The organism is Micromonospora yangpuensis (assembly GCF_900091615.1).
GTDB classification, from domain to species: domain Bacteria; phylum Actinomycetota; class Actinomycetes; order Mycobacteriales; family Micromonosporaceae; genus Micromonospora; species Micromonospora yangpuensis.
Map to the genome: position 1 here is coordinate 1,170,242 of NZ_FMIA01000002.1, position 20,311 is coordinate 1,190,552.

Below are 20,311 nucleotides of genomic sequence, written 5' to 3' on the forward strand. Positions count from 1 at the left end.
GATCGTGTGGCGCGGCGGTGGCGCGGCGTGGCGGTGGCGGCGTGGCGGGGCGGCGCGAGCGCGGTGAGCCCGTGGAGATCACGGAACGGGCTCGGTCGGCGGGCCGTCTACTACGCGGCGTCGTTGATGGGGCAGGATGGTCGCCATGGAAGCTCTTCGGCTGGTACTTCTCTATCTGCACCTGATCGGTTTCGCGCTGCTGCTCGGCGGTGCGATCGCCCAGTACGTCGGCGGTCGGCTGCGGATCAACGCGGCGATGCTCTGGGGCGCGGTGATCCAGTTGGTCACCGGCATCGGGCTCTCCGCGCCGCTGCGCGACGGGGACGAGCCGGCGCCGGCGAAGCTTGTTACCAAACTGGTGCTCGCGCTGCTGATCTTTGTCATGGTCTTCTTCTCCCGCAAGCGGGACTCGGTCGCCCGGGGCCACTTCCTCGCGATCATCGGGTTGACCCTGGTCAACGCGGCGGTGGCGGTCTTCTGGCGGTGACCCGCAGCCGGTGTGGACCGGCTGGTGAAGCGAGTGTCGACCGGCCGATGACGGACCCGGTAAGTGATTTGTCCCACCCAAGGGTTACGTAGCGGTAACAAGGGTTCAACAGTCGTGCACGATTGTCGGCCGGTGGGTGGACGCGGGCGTACGCTTCGCGTCCGTAACGTGGGAGACCGGCGGCAAGGCGCAGGTCCTCCCCAAGGGCAGCCACCGCTTCTGGCGCGGTGTGCAATGGGAAGGGAGACGTCTTGCGCTCTGTGCGTGGGATGCGGATCGCCTCCGTCGTGGCGACGGGTGGGCTCGTGTTGGGTGCCGCCGTGGCGTGCGGCGAGGCACCCGAGGAGAACAACAGCGCCGGCAGCGGTGAGACGAAGTACACGGCCTGCATGGTGACCGACGTCGGCGGCATCGACGACAAGTCCTTCAACGCCTCGGCGTGGAAGGGCCTGGAGGACGCCAAGGCCGAGAACGACAACATCGAGGTCAAGTACACCGCGTCGAAGGCCGAGGCGGACTACGAGGTCAACCTGACCGGGTACGTCAACCAGAAGTGCGACTTCATCCTGGCCGTCGGTGGCCTGATGGGTGATGCCACCTCCAAGATCGCCAAGGCGAACCCGAACCAGCAGTTCGGCATCGTCGACGCGAAGGTCCCCGAGACCAACGTCTACCCGATGCAGTTCGACACCGCCCAGGCCGGCTTCCTCGCCGGGTACCTGGCGGCCGGCATGAGCCAGTCGGGCACGGTGGGCACCTACGGCGGCCTGAAGATCCCGCCGGTGACCATCTTCATGGACGGGTACGCCGACGGCGTGGCCCACTACAACACCGCCAAGAGCAAGAGCGTCAAGGTCGTGGGCTGGAACAAGGAGACCCAGAACGGCTCCTTCACCAACGACTTCGTCAAGCAGGACGAGGGCAAGAAGGTGAGCGACGCGCTGGTCGCCCAGGGCGCGGACATCATCATGCCGGTCGCCGGCGGCGCGGGCCTCGGCACCACCGGTGCGGCCCAGGCCTCGGGCGGCAAGTACAACACCATCTGGGTGGACGTCGACGGCTGTGAGAGCACCCCGAACTGCCCGGCGATCATCACCACCGTGGTGAAGAACATCCCGGGCGCGGTCAAGGAGGCCGTCCTCAAGGCCGCCGGTGGCGAGCAGCTGGAGGTGAACCCGGGCTACCTGGGCACCCTGGCCAACGAGGGTGTCTCGATCGCCCCGTACCACGACTTCGACAGCAAGGTTCCGGCCGAGCTGAAGTCCGAGGTCGACAAGCTGAAGGCGGACATCTCCGCCGGCACCGTCAAGGTCACCTCGGCCGCGCAGCCGAAGTGACCCGGTCCGGCCGGCCACCGGTGATCGACTCACCGGTGGCCGGTCGGTTGGTACCCGGTTCCGGGCCGTCGGCCGGCTACGCTGCACCATCCCCCGCTCGCACGCCCCGGAGGTTGCGCTGAGACTCGAACTGCGCGGCATCACCAAGCGGTTCGGTGACCTGGTCGCCAACGACCACATCGACCTGACGGTGGAGCCAGGAGAGATCCACGCCCTGCTCGGCGAGAACGGCGCGGGCAAGTCCACCCTGATGAACGTGCTCTACGGGCTCTACCAGCCGGACGAGGGCGAGATCCTGGTCGACGGGAAGGCGCTGAGCCTCAAGGGTCCCGCCGACGCGATCGCGGCCGGCATCGGCATGGTGCACCAGCACTTCATGCTGGTACCGGTCTTCACCGTCACCGAGAACATCATGCTCGGTGCCGAGCAGGTCCGGGGCGGCGTCGCCGGGTTCCTCGACCGGCGGCGGGCCCGCCGCGAGGTCGCCGAGGTCTCCGAGCGGTACAACCTGCGGGTCGACCCGGACGCGGTGATCGAGGACCTGCCGGTCGGCATCCAGCAGCGGGTGGAGATCGTCAAGGCGCTCACCCGCGACGTCGACCTGCTTATCCTCGACGAGCCGACGGCGGTGCTCACCCCGCAGGAGACCGAGGAGCTGCTGACCGTGATGCGGTCGCTCAAGGCCGCCGGCAAGTCGATCGTCTTCATCACCCACAAGCTCGGCGAGGTCAAGGCGATCGCCGACCGGATCACCGTGATCCGGCGCGGCCGGACCGTCGGCACCGCCTCCCCCGAGGCGAGCCGGGACGAGCTGGCCGCGCTGATGGTCGGGCGCAGCGTCCGGCTCACCGTGGACAAGCAGCCGGCCGCCCCGGGCCGGCCGATGCTGGAGGTCTCCGGCCTGGTCGTCGACGACGACCGGCAGGTCCGCGCGGTGGACGGCGTCGACCTGACCGTACGCGCCGGTGAGGTGCTCGGCGTGGCGGGTGTGCAGGGCAACGGCCAGACCGAGCTGATCGAGGCGGTGATGGGCCTGCGGCCGGTGCTCGCCGGCACGATCAGCCTGGACGGGCAACCGGTCGCCGGCTGGTCGACCAAGAAGGTGCTCCGCGCCGGGGTCGGCTACGTGCCGGAGGACCGCAGCGTCGACGGGCTGGTCAAGGAGTTCACCGTCGCCGAGAACCTGGTGCTGGACATCTACGACCAGCCGCCGTTCGGCCGGGGGCTGGCGCTGCGGCCGGAGGCGATCGCCAGCTCGGCCAAGGAACGGATCGACCAGTTCGACGTGCGTACCTCCTCGGCCGACGCGCCGGTGGGCACCCTCTCCGGCGGCAACCAACAGAAGGTGATCGTCGCCCGGGAGCTGTCCCGCCCGTTGAAGCTCTTCATCGCCGCCCAGCCGACCCGGGGCGTCGACGTCGGCTCGATCGAGTTCATCCACAGCCGGGTCATCCGGGAACGCGACGTCGGCACCGCCGTACTGGTGGTCTCCAGCGAGCTGGACGAGGTGATCGGGTTGGCCGACCGGATCGCGGTGATGTACCGCGGCCGGATCATCGGCGTGGTCGGCCCGGACACCCCCCGTGAGGAGATCGGCCTGCTGATGGCCGGCATCACCCCCGACACCACCGGGACCAGCGAGGACGAGGCATGACCAACCCAGTTCCCCCCTCGGGATCACCGGACAAGGAGCCGGCGACCGAGGAGCGGGCCACCCGGAGCGCCACCGCCGACACCGAGCGGGCCGAGGCGGCGACCACCGCGCCGGCACCGCAGCGGGGGCCCTCGCTGGGGCAGGCGTTCCTGGCCAACCTCTGGGCGGCCAACACCTTCATGGTGACCCTGCTGTCGCTGGTCCTGGCGATGCTCGTCGGTGCGGTACTGATGATCATCTCCGACCCGGAGGTGCTGGCCACCTACAGCTACATCACCGCCCGCCCGAGCGACGCGCTCAACGCCAGCTGGACGCTGGTCAGCGAGGCGTACGCGAACCTGTTCAAGGGCGCGGTCCTCGACCCCGACGCGGTCGGCTTCCAGGCCGCGATGGGGCCGATCTCCGAGACGCTCACGTACACCGCGCCGCTGGTCTTCACCGGCCTGTCGGTGGCGCTGGCCTTCCGCGGCGGCATGTTCAACATCGGCGCCCAGGGGCAGGCCACCATGGGTGTCATCCTGGCCGCGCTGGCCGGCTTCCTGCTGCCGCTGCCGCCGGGGCTGCACCTGCTGGTCGCGGTGCTCGCCGGTGCCCTCGGCGGGGCGATCTGGGGCTTCGTGCCCGGCATCCTCAAGGCCCGCACCGGCGCCCACGAGGTGATCAACACGATCATGCTGAACTACGTCGCCACGTACTTCCTGGTCTGGTTGATCGTGCAGAACGGCATCCAGGACCCGAACCGGACCGACGCGATCAGCCGGCCCGTGGACGCCTCGGCCCAGCTGCCCCGGCTGCTCGGCGACAACCTGCGGGTCCACGCCGGCATCATCCTCGCCGTCCTGGCCACCTGGGCGGTGGCCTGGCTGCTCAACCGCTCCACGCTCGGCTTCGAGCTGCGCGCGGTGGGCGCGAACCCGGACGCCGCCCGCACCGCCGGGATCAGCGTCACCCGGACGTACGTCCTGATCATGGTCTTCGCCGGGATCCTGGCCGGCCTGGGCGGCTCGAACATGGTCCTCGGCTCGACCGCGACCGCGTTGACCCCGCTGGTAGTGGCCCAGATCGGCTTCGACGGCATCCTGGTGGCGCTGCTCGGTCGGGTCAAGCCGTGGGGGGTGGCGCTGGCCGCGCTGCTCTTCGGCGCGCTGCAGGCCGGCGGGAACCGGATGCAGTCGTACGCGGGGATCTCACTGGAGCTGGTCACCGTGCTCCAGGCGCTGATCGTCATCTTCATCGCCGCCCCCGCCCTGGTGAAGGCGATCTTCCAGCTCCGGGCGGCCCGCGCCGCGCGGCTGCAGACGAGCCTGGCGAAGGGCTGGTGACCAACATGTCCACCATGGCTGTCGAAGACGTCGCGGTCGCACCTGTCGACGCGGGGTTCTGGACGCGTACCCGCAAGGTCGGCCTGGTGCTGGTCGCGCTCGGCCTGCTCGGCGCGGTGCTGTTCGGGGCGCTCGCCACCGGCGAGCAGGCCCGGTTCACCCTCAGCGAGGACTCCGCCGGGGCCGCGCTCTCCATCCACGGTACGGTCGGCGCGGTCGCGTTCGGACTCGTCGCCCTGCTCGCCGGGGTGGCGATGCTGGCCGGCCTGCCGAAGCGCTGGTTCACCCTGGTGCTCGGGGTCGGGCTGGTCGCCTTCGTGCTCTCCTTCCTCTGCTGGCAGGTCTCGGACGCGCCGCCGGGGCAGAACTTCATGCCGCTCGTCAACATCCTGCGCGGCACCTTCGTCCTGGCCCTGCCGCTGATCTTCGGTGCGCTGGCCGGGGTGCTCTGCGAACGCTCCGGCGTGGTCAACGTGGCCATCGAGGGGCAGTTGCTGATGGGGGCGTTCAGCGGGGCGCTCTTCGGCAGCATCAGCGGCAGCGTCTGGGTGGGCCTGGTCGCGGCGGCGATCGGCGGCGCGACCATCTCGTTGCTGCTGGCCGTCTTCGCCATCCGCTACCTGGTCGACCAGGTGGTCATCGGCATCGTGCTGAACCTGCTGGCGGTCGGCGTCACCGGCTTCCTCTACGAGCGGCTGATGCAGACCGAGGCGGACCGCTACAACAGCGCTCCCCGGTTCGGCAACTGGGAGATCCCGCTGCTGTCCGACATCCCGCTGCTCGGTCCGGCGCTGTTCCAGGGCAACATCTTCCTCTACCTGGGTCTGCTGCTGGTGCTGGTGCTGCACGTCGGGCTCTTCCGGACCCGGTGGGGGCTGCGGACCCGGGCGGTCGGCGAGCACCCCACCGCCGCCGACACCCTCGGCGTCAAGGTGCTCCGGCTGCGCTACCTCAACGTGCTGCTGGCCGGGGTGGTCGCCGGCATCGGCGGGGCCTCGTACACCCTGGCGCTCTACTCGTTCACCAAGAACATGATCGGCGGTAAGGGCTTCATCGCCCTGGCCGCGCTGATCTTCGGCCGGTGGAGCCCGACCGGGGCGCTGCTCGCCGCGCTCTTCTTCGGCTTCGCCGACCAGCTCGGCACCTACCTCGGCGCGATCAACAGCATCATTCCCAGCCAGTTCCTGGCCATGCTGCCGTACCTGGCGACGATCCTGGCGGTGGCGGGCCTGGTCGGTCGGGTCCGGGCACCCGCGGCCGACGGCAAGCCGTACATCAAGGGCTGAGTGGGGGACCGGACGTGACGGAGATCGACTGGGGGCGGCTGCGCGCCGCGGCCACCGAGGTGATGCGGCACGCCTACGTGCCGTACTCGAAGTTCCCGGTCGGGGCGGCGGCCCTGGTCGACGACGGCCGGATCGTGGTGGGCTGCAACGTCGAGAACGCCGCGTACGGGGTGGTGCTCTGCGCCGAGTGCGGGGTGGTCTCCGCGCTGCACGCCACCGGGGGTGGCCGGCTGGTCGCCCTCTCCTGCGTCGACGCCACCGGTGAGCCGCTGATGCCCTGCGGCCGGTGCCGGCAGCTGCTCTGGGAGCAGGGCGGCCCGGAGTGCCTGATCGAGTCGGCAGGCGGGCCGCTGCGGATGGCCGAACTGCTGCCGCACGCCTTCGACGTGGCCGACCTGGAGGCGGTGACCGGGGAACATCCGGTGCCGGTGGTGCCGGACCGGCTGGCCGCCTGGCGGGGCCGGGGCACGGTCTTCGTCCACCCCGACCTCTCCGCCGGTCAGCAGGTCTGGACGGCCTACTGGGAACGCTCCGCCGGGGACACCGAGGGCGCCGAGACCGGGGTACTGGAGGAGGGGCCGAGCTGGGCGGCCTCGGACGAGGCGATCGAGTGGGGACTGGCGCGTACGCCCCGGGTGGTCGTGGTGGACGCGGCAGGGACGATCTTCTGGGCGGGCGAGGGTGAGCCGCCGATGGAGATCCCGGTTCGGTGGGGTGGCTGAGGTAGTGATGGGTACTTTTGCGGCGGTCGACGTCATCCGGGCCAAGCGCGACGGCGGGGTGCTCTCCGACGGGCAGATCGACTGGGTGGTGGACGCGTACACCCGGGGGGTGGTCGCCGACGAGCAGATGTCGGCGCTGGCGATGGCGATCCTGCTCAACGGCATGACCGGGCCGGAGATCGCCAGGTGGACCGCCGCGATGATCGCCAGTGGGGAGCGGTTGGACCTCTCCACGGTGCCGCGCCCCACCGTGGACAAGCACTCCACCGGCGGCGTCGGTGACAAGATCACGTTGCCGTTGACCCCGCTGGTGGCCGCCTGCGGGGCCGCCGTGCCGCAGCTCTCCGGACGCGGGCTCGGCCACACCGGCGGCACGCTCGACAAACTGGAGTCGATTCCGGGCTGGCGGGCCACCCTGGGCAACGACGAGTTCCTCGCCCAGCTGCGCGACCTCGGCGCGGTGATCTGCGCCGCCGGTGCGGGCCTCGCCCCCGCCGACCGCAAGCTGTACGCGTTGCGTGACGTCACCGGCACCGTCGAGGCGATCCCGCTGATCGCCAGCTCGATCATGAGCAAGAAGATCGCCGAGGGCACCGGCGCACTGGTGCTGGACGTCAAGGTCGGCTCCGGGGCGTTCATGAAGTCCGTGGCCGACGCCCGTGAGCTGGCCCGGACCATGGTGGAGCTGGGTGGCGCGCACGGCGTCCGGACCGTCGCCCTGCTCACCGAGATGTCCACCCCGCTCGGCCGGGCCGTCGGCAACGCCGTCGAGGTCGCCGAGTCGGTCGAGGTGCTGGCCGGAGGCGGCCCGCCCGACGTGGTGGAGCTGACCCTGGCGCTGGCCCGGGAGATGCTCGACGCCGCCGGCCTGCCCGACGCCGACCCGGCCGCCGCGCTGGCCGACGGGCGGGCGATGGACAGCTGGCGGGCCATGGTCCGGGCCCAGGGCGGTGCCCCGGACGCCCCCCTGGCCAGCGCGAACGAGGTCGAGGTGGTACGCGCCGGAGCCGACGGGTACGTCGCCGCCGTCGACGCGTACGCCATCGGGGTGGCCGCGTGGCGGCTCGGTGCCGGCCGGGCCCGCAAGGAGGACCCGGTGGTCGCCGCCGCCGGGGTGGTGCTGCACAAGCGGCCGGGCGAGGCGGTGCGGGCCGGTGAACCGCTGTACGAGCTGCGCGCCGACGACGCCGGGCGGATACCCGCGGCGCTGGCCGAGGCGGCCGAGGCGGTCCGGATCTCGGCCACCGCGCCACCGGTCGCACCGTTGGTCATCGAGCGGATCGACTGAGCGGGGCGGCGTCGGTGCCGACCAGCTCAACGACTATTCTCCCTGGCCGGGGGGAACAGACCGGCGCCGGGACGACGTCAGACAGGGGTCTTCAGCCGTGACCGTACCTGCCCCCGACCCGCAGGCCGTCCGGGAGGCGAGCCTGGAGGAGCTGGAGCGGCTCCGGCTACCGCTGCCGCCCAGCCAGTTCCCGCTGGTGTGGGAGAGCGGCGACGAGATCGAGCTACGCCCCACCGGCGAGATCGAGGCCCGGATCGCGGTGCTGCACGTCATCCTGGCCCGCTGCTTCGGGATGCCGCCGCAGGCCGCGATGAGCTGGCTGCTCGGCTCGCACCTGGTCGACCTGGTCACCCCGCCGGAGTGGCAGTTCCTGATGGGCGGTCGGGGGGACCACCGCTCCTTCGTGCTGCACCACGACGCGCTCTTCTCGCTGGCCTGGGTGCTCGGCCTGACCAAGCAGCTCGACCCGACCCTGCCGGTCGACGAGCGGCTGGTGGAACGGCTGCCGCAGATCTCGGTGGGGGAGACCTTCGACCAGTGGCGGGGCCGGATCCTCGCCGCGCCGCAGCATCCGGCCGACGCCGCCGCCCTGCTCGACCTGCACTACTGCCTGGACTGGGCGTACCTGGAGTTGGAGAAGGCCGGCCGGGCGCTGCCCGGTCTGGTCGACGCGAACGCCATCGGCCAGCGCCGGTGGGCGCTGGAGTGGGCGGTGGTGCTGCGCGGCCCGTACCACGACGAGCCGCCCGGCTGGGAAGAGGTCGACCTCTCCACCTGAGGGCTCCGGCCGGTGGGTGGCCCGGCCGGTCAGCGGGGGCGGTGCACGCCGAGTCGGACGGCCAGGGTCACCGTGACCGGCTCGGGCCGGGTGGCGATCCGCTCGGCCAGCGCGCCCGGGTCGGTGTGCCAGGCGCTCGGGCCCATGCCGACCAGGGTGCCGACCTCGGCGTGGGTAAGGCTCAGCCGGCCGCGCAGCACCGTCGCGGCGACCTCGGTGAAGTGCCCGGCCAGGCTCCCGGCGACCCGGTCGGCCTTGGCCGGATCGACCCGGAGCAGCCCGAGCGCGTCGACCAGCTCGGTGAGATGGTCCTCGGCCGGCGTCACCACCAGCAGCCTGCCGTCGGTAGCCAGCACCCGACGGAACTCCGCGCCGTTGCGCGGGGCGAAGACGTTGAGCAGCACCGCGACGCAACCGTCGGCCAGCGGCAGCCGCTGCCAGGTGTCGACAAGCGCCGCCGCCGCGCGCGGATGCGCCCGCGCCGCCCGGCGCAGCGCCGGCTTCGACACGTCCAGGGTCAACCCCACGGCCCCGGGCAGCGCCGCCAGCACCGCCGCGAGGTGCCAGCCGGTCCCGCCCCCGGCATCGACCACCAGCGGGTACGCCGCCCGCCCTGGCTCATCGGTGCGGTCCGGCGGTACGGCCTCGGTCCGTGCGGCCCCGGTCCGTACGGCCTCGGTCCGTGCGGCCCCGGTCCGCGTGCTGTCGGTCGGCTCGGTGGCGGCCAGCGTGGCGGTGCGGGCGGCGTCGGTCAGGGCGGTGGAGATCGCGGCGTAGTGGCCGGCGGCCAGGAAGTCGCTGCGGGCGGCCACCATCTCGGCGGTGTCCCCGACGTGTGGGGCCCGTCCGGCGAGCAGGTTGACGTAACCCTGCCGGGCCACGTCGAAGCTGTGCCGGCGTGGGCAGCGCAGCGTCCGGGCGGTGCCGGCGACGGCCTCGGCAAGTGGCTCGGCACAGACCGGGCAGCGCAGCCGGTCGACGACGTACGGGTTCATCCGGGCCATCCTCGCAGTCGGCGACGGACCCGGTGCCCTCGACCGGCGTGGCGGTGGTGGTCCCGGCAGCGGTCCGGGCGGCGGCTGACTAGGGTCTGCCCATGGCAGCGATCTCGTACCAGGACATCGTCAAGGCGCCGAAGGCGCTACTGCACGACCACCTCGACGGCGGGCTGCGACCGGCGACGGTCGTCGAGTTGGCCGCCGAGGTCGACCACGAGCTGCCCACCACCGACCCGGAGGCGCTGGGCCGCTGGTTCGTCGAGGCGGCCAACTCGGGCTCGCTGGAGCAGTACCTGGAGACGTTCGCGCACACGGTCGCGGTGATGCAGACCGAGTCGGCGCTGCGCCGGGTGGCGGCCGAGTGCGCGCTGGACCTGGCCGCCGACGGGGTGGTCTACGCCGAGGTGCGGTTCGCCCCCGAGCAGCACCTGGAGCGGGACCTGACCCTGGACGAGGTGGTGGCGGCGGTGCTGGCCGGCTTCGCCGAGGGCAGCGCGGCGGCCGCCGCGGCCGGTACGCCGATCCGGGTGGGCACCCTGCTCACCGCGATGCGGCACGCCGCCCGGTCACAGGAGATCGCCGAGCTGGCGGTCCGGCACCGGGACACCGGGGTGGTGGGCTTCGACATCGCCGGTGCCGAGGCCGGCTTCCCGCCCACCCGCCACCTGGACGCCTTCGAGTACCTCCAGCGGGAGAACTTCCACTTCACCATCCACGCCGGGGAGGCCTTCGGGCTGCCCTCGATCTGGCAGGCCATCCAGTGGTGTGGCGCCGACCGGCTCGGGCACGGGGTACGGATCGTCGACGACATCACCGTCGGCGCGGAGCCGCAGCTGGGTCGACTGGCCGCGTACGTGCGGGACAAGCGGATCCCGCTGGAGCTGTGCCCGTCGTCGAACGTGCAGACCGGTGCCGTGGCGTCGATCGCCGAGCATCCCATCGGGCTGCTGCGGGACCTGCGGTTCCGGGCCACCGTCAACACCGACAACCGGCTGATGAGCGGCACCTCGATGTCCCGGGAGATGGCGCTGCTGGTGGAGGCGTTCGGCTACGGCTGGAAGGAACTCCAGTGGTTCACCATCAACGCGATGAAGAGCGCGTTCATCCCGTTCGACGAACGGCTCCGGATCATCGACGAGGTGATCAAGCCGGCGTACGCGAAGCTGCTCGGCCAGCGGTGACCGACGGCTGCCCCAGGCCGGCCACCCGGCGCAGCACCTCGGCGGCCCGGGTCGGTTCCGCACCGAGCGCGGCCTGTCGGCGCAGCACCTGAGGCTCGGCGCGCAGCAGCGCGATCCCGCGTCGTACCAGCAGGCCCGGGGCCTTGCGCCGCTGCGCCAGGTCGCGGGCGAGCCGGCGCAGGAAGGTCGTGCCGCGCGGCCGGCGCAGCGCGTACGCCCCGGCGAGCAGCCCCTGCCGGCGACATTCCGCGACGATCTCGGCGGCGAAGATACCTTCGGCCATGAAAAGTGGCGATCCGGTGAGTTCGAGTGTCCTTGTGTCCACTCTGCGGTCCGCGCCGAGCGCGTAGACGGGTACTTCGGCCCGGCCCTGTTGGGCCAGAAGGGCAATGGCCGCCACCGCCGCGCCCGCGTCCCAGGCCTCGGGTGAATCCCAGTCCACCAGCCCGTTACGCCGGGGCAACGTAGGGTCGTCACCGTCCTTGTAGAAGTCATCCAAACAGAGGACGGGAAGACCCGTTCGATGCGCTATGTACGACTTTCCGGAGCCGGACGCGCCGGCGAGCAAAACAACGCGATGAAGGTGTGTCATTACCGTGGGTGACTCCGCCCAGGCAGATTGCCAGCAAATTGCATCAACATCTCATCACACCGTCCGTGACTGCCAGGCTGGGCTTTCTCTTTGCGTGACGGCGTGATGGAATCTCGGAGGTCCGACCCGCCGGGTCGGTCGCTGGGCGTTGCCCTGGCAACGCGCGAAGCTGTGATCGCAAGGGCGGTGACGTGAGCAAACGACCAAAGACGGCAGGCTCCTTCCGGTCGCGGCTGCGCCCCACCGGGCGGCTGCGCGACATGCCGATCTGGTCCAAGCTCGGTCTCATCATGATCGTGCCGACCATCGCCACGGTGGTCGTGGGTACCAGCGGTCTGGTCGACCACCTGGACACGCTCAACACCGCGAACCGCGCCGGCGACCTGGCCAACCTCACCGGCTACTCGGGTGACCTGGTCAACTCGCTGCAGGACGAGCGGACCTCCGCGGTGCTGTTGCTCGGTGCCGCCAACGGCCCGACCAAGGAGCGCTACCGCGAGGCGTACGGTCAGGTCAACCAGCGGGTGGACGACGCCAAGGGCCCGTACTCCCAGCAGCGTTCCGAGGTCGACGACCTGCCGAACAGCCTCGACGTGCTGCTCAACCGGATCGACGAGAACCTCACCGAGCTGCCCGGCACCCGCAGTCAGGTCTTCAACGGCCGACTCAAGCTGACCGACGCGGTCCGCACGTACGAGGTGCTGATCAAGGACCTGCTCGACATCCGCGACTCCGCCGCGCAGCTGGCCGGGGACAACGACCTCGGCGAGCGCATGCGCGCCGCCGCGGCGACCGCCCAGTCCAAGGAATGGCTGTCCAAGCGCCGGGTGGTGGTCCACCGCGCGCTCATCCAGCAGACCCTCAACCCGGCCCTGCGTGAGGACTACATCGCCACCGGCACCGGCCAGGACCAGTTCCTGGAGAGCTTCTTCACGGTCGCCAACGAGGCCGAGGAGCAGTTCTACACGGCCACCGTCGCCGGCCCCGACCTGCGCGAGGCGGACAACTACAACGGTTGGATCAAGAGCAACACCACCGAGAGCATGGCCGACGCGCCCTTCGGACCGGACCAGTGGGACGGCGCGATGACCGCCAACGCCAAGCTGATGCGGACCGTGGAGACCAAGCTCGACGGTGACGTGGTCCGACAGGCCGACGCGATCCGCTCCGACGTCCAGCGTCAGGTCTTCCTGGAGACCGGCCTGCTGCTGAGCATGCTGCTGCTGGCCATCCTCTTCGCGTACCTGGTCGCCCGCTCGATGGCCAGGTCGCTGCGGGAGCTGCGCCAGGGCGCGCTCAACATCGCCCAGTACGGCCTGCCGCACGCGGTGGCCCGGCTGCGGGATCCGCAGCTGACCGGCCAGCTCTCCCCGGTGCAGCTGGCCAACCAGATCGCCGAGCCGCTGCCGGTGCGCAGCAAGGACGAGTTCGGTCAGGTGACCGAGGCGTTCAACGCCGTCCACCTGGAGGCGGTCCGGACCGCCGCCGAGCAGGCCGCGCTGCGGGCCTCCGTCGCCACCATGTTCGTCAACCTGGCCCGTCGGTCGCAGATCCTGGTCGACCGCCTGATCGGTCACCTCGACCGGTTGGAGCGCGGCGAGGAGGACCCGGACCGGCTGGCCGAGCTCTTCCAGCTCGACCACCTGGCCACCCGGATGCGCCGTAACGACGAGAACCTCCTCGTCCTCGCCGGCGCGGACTCCACCCGGGTCCAGCGTGAGCCGGCCGCCCTGATCGACGTGCTGCGCGCCGCCCAGTCCGAGGTCGAGCACTACACCCGGATCGAGTTCGGCGTGATCGACCGGGACATCGAGGTCGCGGCGCACGCGGTCAACGACCTGGTGCACCTGGTCGCCGAGCTGTTCGACAACGCCACCGCCTTCTCACCGCCGGACTCCCAGGTCATGGTGGAGGCCCGGCGGGTCGGCGAGCGCGCCTCGCTGTACGTCGAGGACCGGGGCATCGGCATCAGCGTCGACCAGCTCGCCGACCTCAACGAGCGGCTCGCCACGCCACCCCAGGTCGACGTGGCGGTCTCCCGGATGATGGGCCTGGTCGTGGTCGCCCGGCTGGCCTCGCGCCACGGCGTCAAGGTGGAGCTGCGTCCCGGCACCGACCGGGGCACGGTCGCCGACGTCACCATGCCCACCTCGGTGCTGGTGCCGCGGGCACTCTCCGGACGGCAGCAGATGCCGGCGCTGCCGGCCTCGGCGGGTGGCCTCCTGCCGGCCGGACCGCAGTCGTCCAGCCCGCAGTCGTCCGGTCCGCAGTCGTCCGGTCCGGCGCCGGCCTTCGGTGGCTCGTCGACATCGAGCTTCGCGGGCTTCGGTGCCGCGCCGGCGCTGGGCAGCGCGCCGACCGGCCAGATCCCGGCGCAGCGGACGGGCGGCTCGGGCAACCAGATGACCCTCGGTGGCCGGTCCGTCGACCCGGCTCCGCGCAACGGCACCCCGGTGACCGCCGGTCCGGGCCGGGCCCTGCCGGCCTGGTCCGACCTGACCGGCGCCACCGGCACCAACGGTGACGACTCCTTCGGCGCGCCCCGGACCGCCAACGGGCAGCAGATCGACCCGCTGCCGCAGCGTCGCGCCGGCGGCGACGGCGACCCGATCGGCTCCGGACAGCAGCCGGCCATCCCGCGTCAACCCACCTCGTACGCCCCGCCGGTGTCGAGCCCGCCGGTCTCCGGCGCCCCCATCTCCGGCGTGCCGGTCTCGGGTCAGCCGATCTCCGGTGCCCCGGTCTCCGGTCAGCCGGTGTCCGGGTCCCCGGTCTCCGGTCAGCCGGCGTACCCGGGCACCGGGCAGTCGGACAGCGGCGGCTTCGCCGCGTTCGGCGGGACGGGTTCCGGGCTGCCGTCGCGACCCGCCCCGAACGCGCCGGCACCGCCGGTCTGGCCACCGGTTCCGGGTACGGAGCGCGAGGCGGCCACCCCGCCGGTGCCTGAGCGGCTGGCCGCAGCCCTGGACATGACCACCGAACTGCCCCGGGTGCCCCGTACCGACCCGGAGCAGCGGCCCGCGGCGCAGGACACCGCCCGGCAGCCCGCCCCGGCTCCGGCCCGCCCCACCCAGCAGAACCGGAAGCCGTACGCCGACGAGACGATGGAACTGCCCATCTTCCGCGAGCTGGAATCGGCCTGGTTCCGGACCCGCCGACCGGGGTCGGACGAGACCACGGGAGCCGAGGCTCCGCAGCCGGTGCCGGTGAGCGCGGCGGCCACCCAGCAGATCCCGGTGGTCGACGCGAACGGCCGACCCGTGCAGCGGACCGCCACCGGGACAGGTGACACACCGATGGCAGACACCCCGAGATCCACCGGATCGCCGGGCGACGACGGGCCGGACCAGCGGGGCGGGGTCGCCGACGCCTTCGGCTCCCGTCGTGCCGGCCAGCCGCCGTACCAGGGTTGGCAGACCGCCGCCGACGACGGCTGGCGCGCGGCCACCGCGGCGAGCGAGGTGCCGGTCGCGGCCACCACCCAGACCGGTCTGCCGAAGCGGACCCCGATGGCGCAGCTCGTGCCCGGTGCGGTGGAGAAGCCGACCACGTCGGTCCAGCGGCGGACGCCGGAGGCCGTACGCGGTCTGCTCTCCGCCTACCATCGAGGGGTGCAACGCGGCCGGACCAATCCGTCCGACGGCAACCCGACCAACCCGGGGGAGACCCCGGGAGGGCAGCAATCCTCGCAGTCTGGCTCAGGCTCAGCGGCCGGGAGCGGGCAGAAGGAGCAACAAGGATGACTACTACGCAGGATCTCGGTTGGCTGTTGGCCAACTTCGCCGACCGGGTGCCCGGCGTCGCGCATGCGGTCGCCGTCTCCGCGGACGGCCTGCTCCTCGCGTCGTCACGAGACCTCCCCCGGGACCGGGCCGACCAGTTGGCCGCGATCGCGTCCGGGCTGGTCAGCTTGACCCAGGGCGCGGCCCGCTGCTTCGAGGGCGGCGCGGTGCTACAGACAGTGGTCGAGATGGACAATGGCTTCCTGTTCCTCATGTCCATCTCCGACGGCTCGTCGTTCGCCGTGCTCGCCGCCCGTAGCTGTGACGTCGGGCAGGTCGGCTACGAGATGGCGTTGCTGGTGGACCGGGTGGGCGACGCACTGACCCCGCAGACGCGGGCGGCTGCGGGCATGCTGGGCTGATCCACCCGCTGACCGGCAGGTCGGCAGGGCAACGAGAACAGGTACGACGAGTGCCACCGGTGAAGACCGGTGCCGGGTACGAAGGAGGTGAGCGGCGACATGGCCGATCGTGACGAACCGACCGGAGCGTTGGTCCGTCCATACGCCGTGACCCGCGGTCGTACCCGTCCCCGGTTGGACATCGCACTGGAGGCACTCGTCGAAACGACGGTGCGCGGCCGGGCCACCGCCAATGGCAACAGCGGTGGCCAGGGCCGGGAACACCAATATATTGCCGCGCTGTGTGACGGACGCGTGCAGTCGCTCGCGGAGATCGCGGCGCGGATGCAGCTTCCGCTTGGCGTGGCCCGGGTGCTCATCGCCGACATGGCGACGGATGGCCTGGTCGCGGTCCACGAGCCGACCATTCTGGACGACTCGGATGACGCGGTGGGCACTGAACTGCTGGAGAGGGTGCTGAGTGGACTTCGCAGGCTCTGACATGTCGCGCCGCCCGCCGACCCCGAGCGGGCGGGTGACCTCGGCGAAGATCGTTATCGCCGGTGGTTTCGGTGTCGGTAAGACGACGCTCGTCGGCTCGGTCTCCGAGATCACGCCGCTGACCACCGAGGCCATCATGACCTCCGCCGGTGTGGGCGTCGACGACACCCGGCAGGTGCCGGGCAAGATGACCACCACCGTGGCGATGGACTTCGGCCGGATCTCGATCGACCGGGACCTGATCCTGTACCTCTTCGGTACCCCGGGTCAGACGCGTTTCTGGTTCATGTGGGACGAGCTGGTCCGGGGCGCGATCGGGGCGGTGGTGCTGGTCGACACCCGTCGGCTGGCCGACTGCTTCGCGGCGATCGACTTCTTCGAGCACCGACGGCTGCCGTACCTGGTGGCCATCAACTGCTTCGACGGGATGCAGTACCACGACCCGCAGGACGTCCGGGACGCCTTGGCGATCTCCCACGACGTGCCGGTGGTGGCCTGCGACGCCCGTAACCGGGAGTCGACCAAGCACGTACTGATCTCGCTTGTCGAGTACGTGCTCACCATGCGTCGCTCGCGCGCCGTCGCACCGGCCTGACCGGCCCGCTCAGCACCCGGTGACGGCACTGCCGACCCCGGGCGTACGTCGCTGACCCCCGCTCGGCGAGTAACCGCGTCCGCCGGGTCTGTGGCGTCTGCACCGCGTCCGTCGGTCCTGCACGTCCCCACCGCGTCCGTCGGGTCTGTGGCGTTTTCATCGCCGTCCGTCGGTCCTGCTGCGGACCGACCAGCCTGTCCCCACCGCGTCCGCCGGGCCAGCGTCGGGCCCGCGCTGCGTCTCGCCTTGGTCTGCGGGAGCCGCACCGGGTGGGTCCCGGGCGTCCAAGAAGGCCCATCGCCGGGTTACCGGTGACGTGGTTGCCGGGGTCCTGACGGGTGCCATGCGCTCGGGCATGGTGCCCTGTGGCCGCCGGTCTGGCCGTCCGCCGGTCTGGCCGTCCGCCGCTCGGCCGGGCGCCAGTCTGGCCGGTGACGGCCCCCTGAGCCCGCCCGGTGGGAGTGTCGCGCCCGTGCGGTGGTTCCCGCACCGTCGCCGTGGCTCATCACGAAGCGGCAGGCGTCATCCCGCCGACAGCCCTACCGGTGCCAGGAGCCGCCGCGCCCGGGTACTCCCCGATCAGCTCTGTGAGAGGGGTGCCCCGCTCTACCGAAAGCGTTAAGAAGGGGCCCTTCCTTACACCTTTAGTAGCCGGCGGAGCGGAACTCGTACTCCCGGTCGTCGTCGCGGTCACCGGTGTCCCGGCTGAAGTCCCAGCCCCCGGCGGCCTCCCGGCCCGGTCGGCCGCCGACGGCGAAGCCGCCGATCTCCTGACCACGACGCCAGCCGCGGAAGTATCCGGTGGTGTTCTCGGCGAGGCTGGCCGCGTCACGCACTATGCGCAGGGGACGCTCCTCGCGGAGCGGCGAGCCGGGCACCAGGTTGGCCTGGGGTACCCGCTTGGGCAGGCCGGCCGAGGTCGCCGCACCAACCGCAGGCTCGGCGGCCTGCTCGGCGGCCTGCCAACCGGTGTCGGCGGTGCTCGTCCACTCGATGTCGGTCTCGTCGCCGTGCCCGACGAACCAGGCGGACTTCGCCGCGGCGAAGATGAGCAGGTCCCCGTCGCCCTCGTCGGCGATCGGCGGCGGCCGGTGCTCCACCGGGGGCCGGTGCTCCACCGGGGGCCGGTGCTCCAGCGGGGAACGCTGCCCCAGCGGCGAACGCTGCTCCAGCCCGGAGCGCTCACCCAGCGGTGAGCGGTGTTCCAGCGACGGGCGCTCCAAGGAGGCCCGCTGTTCCAACGAGGTCCGGTGCTCCAACGAGGACCGCTGGTCCGACGCGGAACGCTCCTCCAGTGGTGACCGGTGTTCGAGCGAGGCGCGCTGTTCCAGCGAGGGACGGCGCTCCAGGGACGACCGCTGCTCCAACGACGCCCGCTGCTCCAGGGAAGGCCGGTGCTCCAGCGACGAGCGCTGCTCCAACGATGGGCGCGGCTCCAGGGATGAGCGCTGGTCCAGGCCTCGGCGCTGGTCCACGGGGGAGCGTTCGCCCAGCGGAGGACGGTGGTCGAGCGGGGAACGGTGACCCGGCGGGGGCTGTTCGGCGCGGGCGGCGGCCCGGCCACCACGCGTGGCGTCCTCCCCGACCAGCCGCAGCGGCGGGTTCTCCAGCTGCGGCGGGTCGGCCGGCGCGGTGCCGCCGTCGCGGCGCGTCCGGTCGCCCAGCGGCGGCGGCTCGACGAGCCGCAGCATCGGCGGCTCCGGGGGCAGGTCGTCGGCCAACCAGGGCGGGGTGACCCGGCCGTCGGTCGTACCGGGGTCGGTGTTCGAGTCGATGCTCCGGCCGGCCGGCTCGCCGGGGTACGCCACCGCGTTGTCGGCGGAGCTGTCGGAGTGGTCGTCGGCGTTGGCGACCAGCGGCCAGTTCGCCCGTGACCCGGGCGGTGCGGTCGGCTCCGGACCGGGCCGAGGGGTGGGCACCGGCACATTCAGGTCGGTCACGCTGAAGCCGCCCGTCGGCGGGTCCCCGGCAGTGGTCTGCGGGCGGGGCGGGATCACCGTACGCTGCCGCTCCGCGCGGGCGCTGTTGATCGCCGCGGTGGTCAGTGTCGGACGGAAGGGCTCACCGGCCTCGGCGGGCGGCACCTTGTGGCGCTGCGCCGGGGTGATCGGGGTGATCCCGGGCGGCGGCGGTGGCGGCGCGGAGACCGGCCGGTTGGCCGGCGGGTCCACCCGGGTGGGCGCGTCGATCAGCGAGGGCCGGGGCTCGGTACGGCCGGGCGGCGTCGAGACCGGCGGTCCGGCCACCGCGGCCGGGGTAAGCGGGGACGGTGCCACCGGCGGCGGAGCGATCGGGGTCGGTGCCACCGGCGGGGGACCGAGGGGGCGGGGTGGCGGTGGTGGCGTGCCCTGCCCGACCGGCTCGGGGCGGCTGCGCCGCCCGCCACCGGGTGCCGGTGGCGTCTCGACCGGCCGGACGGACCGGAGCCCGGGGCCGCTGCCACCGGTCCCGGGCAGTTCGCCGACGGCTTCGCCCCGACGCGCGGCGGCCCGGCGGCCGGGGACCGGCGTGGGGGCGGTGACCCGGGCGCTGAGCGCGCTCACCAGCGCCTCGCAGCCGGCGTCGCAGGCCCGTACCGAGGCGACCGCCTGCCGGACGGTCTCCGCGACCGCAGAGGTGAGCGCGCGGTTGACGGTGGCCCGTCGGGGCGTCTCCGAGATGGCGACCCGCAGCGCGGTGACCGCCTCATTGATCTCGTCGGCCTCCGCCACGCCGTCGGCGGCGAGGTGCGCCGCGACCGCGTCGGCGGCGACCGAGATCTCCCGGCCCCGGGCCATGGTGCCGGTCAGCATGCCGGGCTCCGGCAACGCGTCGAGCACGGCCAGCGCGACCGGCTCGGCCGGGTCCGGGTACGCCCGCAGCGCGGCCGGGTACAACTCGCGGAGCACCTCACGCAGCGCCGCCGCCGCCGCGTGCCTGCCGGTGGACAGGGCCGCGTGCGCGGCGAGCACCTGCTTGTAGTTGGCCAGGTCACGGGGAGCGGGCAGGGTGACCGCCGACAGCGCGCCGGCCTGCAACGCCCGGGCCAGGCCGACGGCCCGCCGCTCGGCCGGTGCGGAGTGCATCTCCTCCACCGAGTCGTCGTCGGCGAAACGCTCGGCGAAGTCGTCCACCGAGTCGTCGTCGGCGATCGCGAGTGGACGACCGGCGGCACTGAGCAGCGAGGTGATCGTGTGGTCGTCGCTGTCGGCGGCGATCGCCGCACCGCTCGGGCCGCCCGAGCGCTCGACGAGCAGCGCGACCAGCCGGGCGTAACCGGCTGGTTCGTCGCCGATCTCACAGAGATGCAGCAGACGGCCTGCGTCGTCGACCACGGCGGAGGTCAGCGCCGAGCCGGCCGCGGCCGATCCCTCGGTCGCATCCGCCGAGGCCAGACCGCAGTACACGCGCACGAGCGCCACGGCGTCGTCCTCCTCACGAACACAGGTCGTTCTCTGCCAGTGACTG

At 72.2% G+C, this 20,311-nt stretch carries 16 protein-coding genes; 13 read left to right on the forward strand and 3 right to left on the reverse strand.

What is annotated here, in order from left to right; translation table 11 throughout:
- Positions 1–145 precede the first annotated feature (145 nt).
- From GA0070617_RS05635 to GA0070617_RS05670, 8 genes are all read left to right on the forward strand, one after another.
- Positions 146–487, forward strand: coding sequence for a hypothetical protein (locus tag GA0070617_RS05635; RefSeq protein ID WP_091445943.1), 342 nt, complete (start codon positions 146–148; stop codon positions 485–487).
- Between the two features lie 269 nt (positions 488–756).
- The gene (locus tag GA0070617_RS05640; protein ID WP_091434604.1) at positions 757–1,824 is read left to right on the forward strand and encodes a BMP family lipoprotein; all 1,068 of its coding nucleotides are present in this window, start codon (positions 757–759) and stop codon (positions 1,822–1,824) included.
- Between the two features lie 178 nt (positions 1,825–2,002).
- Positions 2,003–3,478, forward strand: a complete 1,476-nt coding sequence (locus GA0070617_RS05645; RefSeq protein ID WP_342341803.1) for an ABC transporter ATP-binding protein — start codon at positions 2,003–2,005, stop codon at positions 3,476–3,478.
- Positions 3,475–4,800: an ABC transporter permease gene (locus GA0070617_RS05650; RefSeq protein ID WP_091434608.1), complete on the forward strand. Its 1,326-nt coding sequence runs from the start codon at positions 3,475–3,477 to the stop codon at positions 4,798–4,800. Before GA0070617_RS05645 ends, GA0070617_RS05650 begins: the two co-directional genes overlap by 4 nt.
- 5 nt (positions 4,801–4,805) lie before the next feature.
- Positions 4,806–6,086: an ABC transporter permease gene (locus tag GA0070617_RS05655; RefSeq protein ID WP_091445945.1), complete on the forward strand. Its 1,281-nt coding sequence runs from the start codon at positions 4,806–4,808 to the stop codon at positions 6,084–6,086.
- Between the two features lie 14 nt (positions 6,087–6,100).
- On the forward strand, positions 6,101–6,808 hold the full coding sequence (locus GA0070617_RS05660; protein WP_091434610.1) for a cytidine deaminase: 708 nt from the start codon (positions 6,101–6,103) through the stop codon (positions 6,806–6,808).
- A 7-nt stretch (positions 6,809–6,815) separates the two neighbouring features.
- A complete protein-coding gene (locus tag GA0070617_RS05665; protein ID WP_091445947.1) occupies positions 6,816–8,096 on the forward strand; it encodes a thymidine phosphorylase in 1,281 nt (426 codons plus the stop codon).
- Between the two features lie 97 nt (positions 8,097–8,193).
- Positions 8,194–8,874, forward strand: a complete 681-nt coding sequence (locus GA0070617_RS05670; RefSeq protein ID WP_091434613.1) for a DUF4272 domain-containing protein — start codon at positions 8,194–8,196, stop codon at positions 8,872–8,874.
- A 29-nt stretch (positions 8,875–8,903) separates the two neighbouring features.
- On the opposite strand, the gene GA0070617_RS05675 is transcribed toward GA0070617_RS05670, so the two are convergent.
- Positions 8,904–9,869: a putative RNA methyltransferase gene (locus tag GA0070617_RS05675; RefSeq protein ID WP_091445949.1), complete on the reverse strand. Its 966-nt coding sequence runs from the start codon at positions 9,867–9,869 to the stop codon at positions 8,904–8,906.
- A gap of 101 nt (positions 9,870–9,970) precedes the next feature.
- Here GA0070617_RS05675 and GA0070617_RS05680 point away from each other — a divergent pair, with 101 nt between their 5' ends.
- Positions 9,971–11,053 carry an adenosine deaminase gene (locus GA0070617_RS05680; RefSeq protein WP_091434615.1) on the forward strand — a complete coding sequence of 361 codons (1,083 nt, stop codon included), beginning with the start codon at positions 9,971–9,973 and terminating at the stop codon, positions 11,051–11,053.
- Here the strand turns inward: GA0070617_RS05680 and GA0070617_RS31330 are convergent.
- A complete protein-coding gene (locus GA0070617_RS31330; RefSeq protein WP_229688139.1) occupies positions 11,016–11,336 on the reverse strand; it encodes a hypothetical protein in 321 nt (106 codons plus the stop codon). The two genes, GA0070617_RS05680 and GA0070617_RS31330, sit on opposite strands and share 38 nt — an antisense overlap.
- A 500-nt stretch (positions 11,337–11,836) precedes the next feature.
- On the opposite strand from GA0070617_RS31330, the gene GA0070617_RS05690 reads away from it, so the two are divergent.
- From GA0070617_RS05690 to GA0070617_RS05705, 4 genes are all read left to right on the forward strand, one after another.
- Positions 11,837–15,388 carry a sensor histidine kinase gene (locus tag GA0070617_RS05690; protein ID WP_091434619.1) on the forward strand — a complete coding sequence of 1,184 codons (3,552 nt, stop codon included), beginning with the start codon at positions 11,837–11,839 and terminating at the stop codon, positions 15,386–15,388.
- Positions 15,385–15,789 carry a roadblock/LC7 domain-containing protein gene (locus GA0070617_RS05695; RefSeq protein WP_091434622.1) on the forward strand — a complete coding sequence of 135 codons (405 nt, stop codon included), beginning with the start codon at positions 15,385–15,387 and terminating at the stop codon, positions 15,787–15,789. The genes GA0070617_RS05690 and GA0070617_RS05695 overlap by 4 nt, the downstream gene beginning before the upstream one ends.
- A 99-nt stretch (positions 15,790–15,888) precedes the next feature.
- Positions 15,889–16,269 carry a DUF742 domain-containing protein gene (locus GA0070617_RS05700; protein ID WP_091445951.1) on the forward strand — a complete coding sequence of 127 codons (381 nt, stop codon included), beginning with the start codon at positions 15,889–15,891 and terminating at the stop codon, positions 16,267–16,269.
- A gap of 1 nt (position 16,270) precedes the next feature.
- Entirely contained in the window at positions 16,271–16,864 is a 594-nt protein-coding gene (locus GA0070617_RS05705) for a GTP-binding protein (protein ID WP_091434623.1), read from the forward strand.
- 644 nt (positions 16,865–17,508) lie between these two features.
- Here GA0070617_RS05705 and GA0070617_RS05710 read toward each other — a convergent pair.
- Positions 17,509–20,265, reverse strand: a complete 2,757-nt coding sequence (locus GA0070617_RS05710) for a transposase (protein WP_229688138.1) — start codon at positions 20,263–20,265, stop codon at positions 17,509–17,511.
- Between the last annotated feature and the right edge of the window lie 46 nt (positions 20,266–20,311).

Coding starts and splice junctions, on each gene's coding strand:
- GA0070617_RS05635 (WP_091445943.1), top strand. CDS start 146: ATGGAAGCTCTTCGGCTGGTACTTCTCTATCTGCACCTGATCGGTTTC.
- GA0070617_RS05640 (WP_091434604.1), top strand. CDS start 757: ATGCGGATCGCCTCCGTCGTGGCGACGGGTGGGCTCGTGTTGGGTGCC.
- GA0070617_RS05650 (WP_091434608.1), top strand. CDS start 3,475: ATGACCAACCCAGTTCCCCCCTCGGGATCACCGGACAAGGAGCCGGCG.
- GA0070617_RS05655 (WP_091445945.1), top strand. CDS start 4,806: ATGTCCACCATGGCTGTCGAAGACGTCGCGGTCGCACCTGTCGACGCG.
- GA0070617_RS05665 (WP_091445947.1), top strand. CDS start 6,816: ATGGGTACTTTTGCGGCGGTCGACGTCATCCGGGCCAAGCGCGACGGC.
- GA0070617_RS05675 (WP_091445949.1), bottom strand. CDS start 9,869: ATGAACCCGTACGTCGTCGACCGGCTGCGCTGCCCGGTCTGTGCCGAG.
- GA0070617_RS05680 (WP_091434615.1), top strand. CDS start 9,971: ATGGCAGCGATCTCGTACCAGGACATCGTCAAGGCGCCGAAGGCGCTA.
- GA0070617_RS31330 (WP_229688139.1), bottom strand. CDS start 11,336: ATGGCCGAAGGTATCTTCGCCGCCGAGATCGTCGCGGAATGTCGCCGG.
- GA0070617_RS05695 (WP_091434622.1), top strand. CDS start 15,385: ATGACTACTACGCAGGATCTCGGTTGGCTGTTGGCCAACTTCGCCGAC.
- GA0070617_RS05700 (WP_091445951.1), top strand. CDS start 15,889: ATGGCCGATCGTGACGAACCGACCGGAGCGTTGGTCCGTCCATACGCC.
- GA0070617_RS05705 (WP_091434623.1), top strand. CDS start 16,271: ATGTCGCGCCGCCCGCCGACCCCGAGCGGGCGGGTGACCTCGGCGAAG.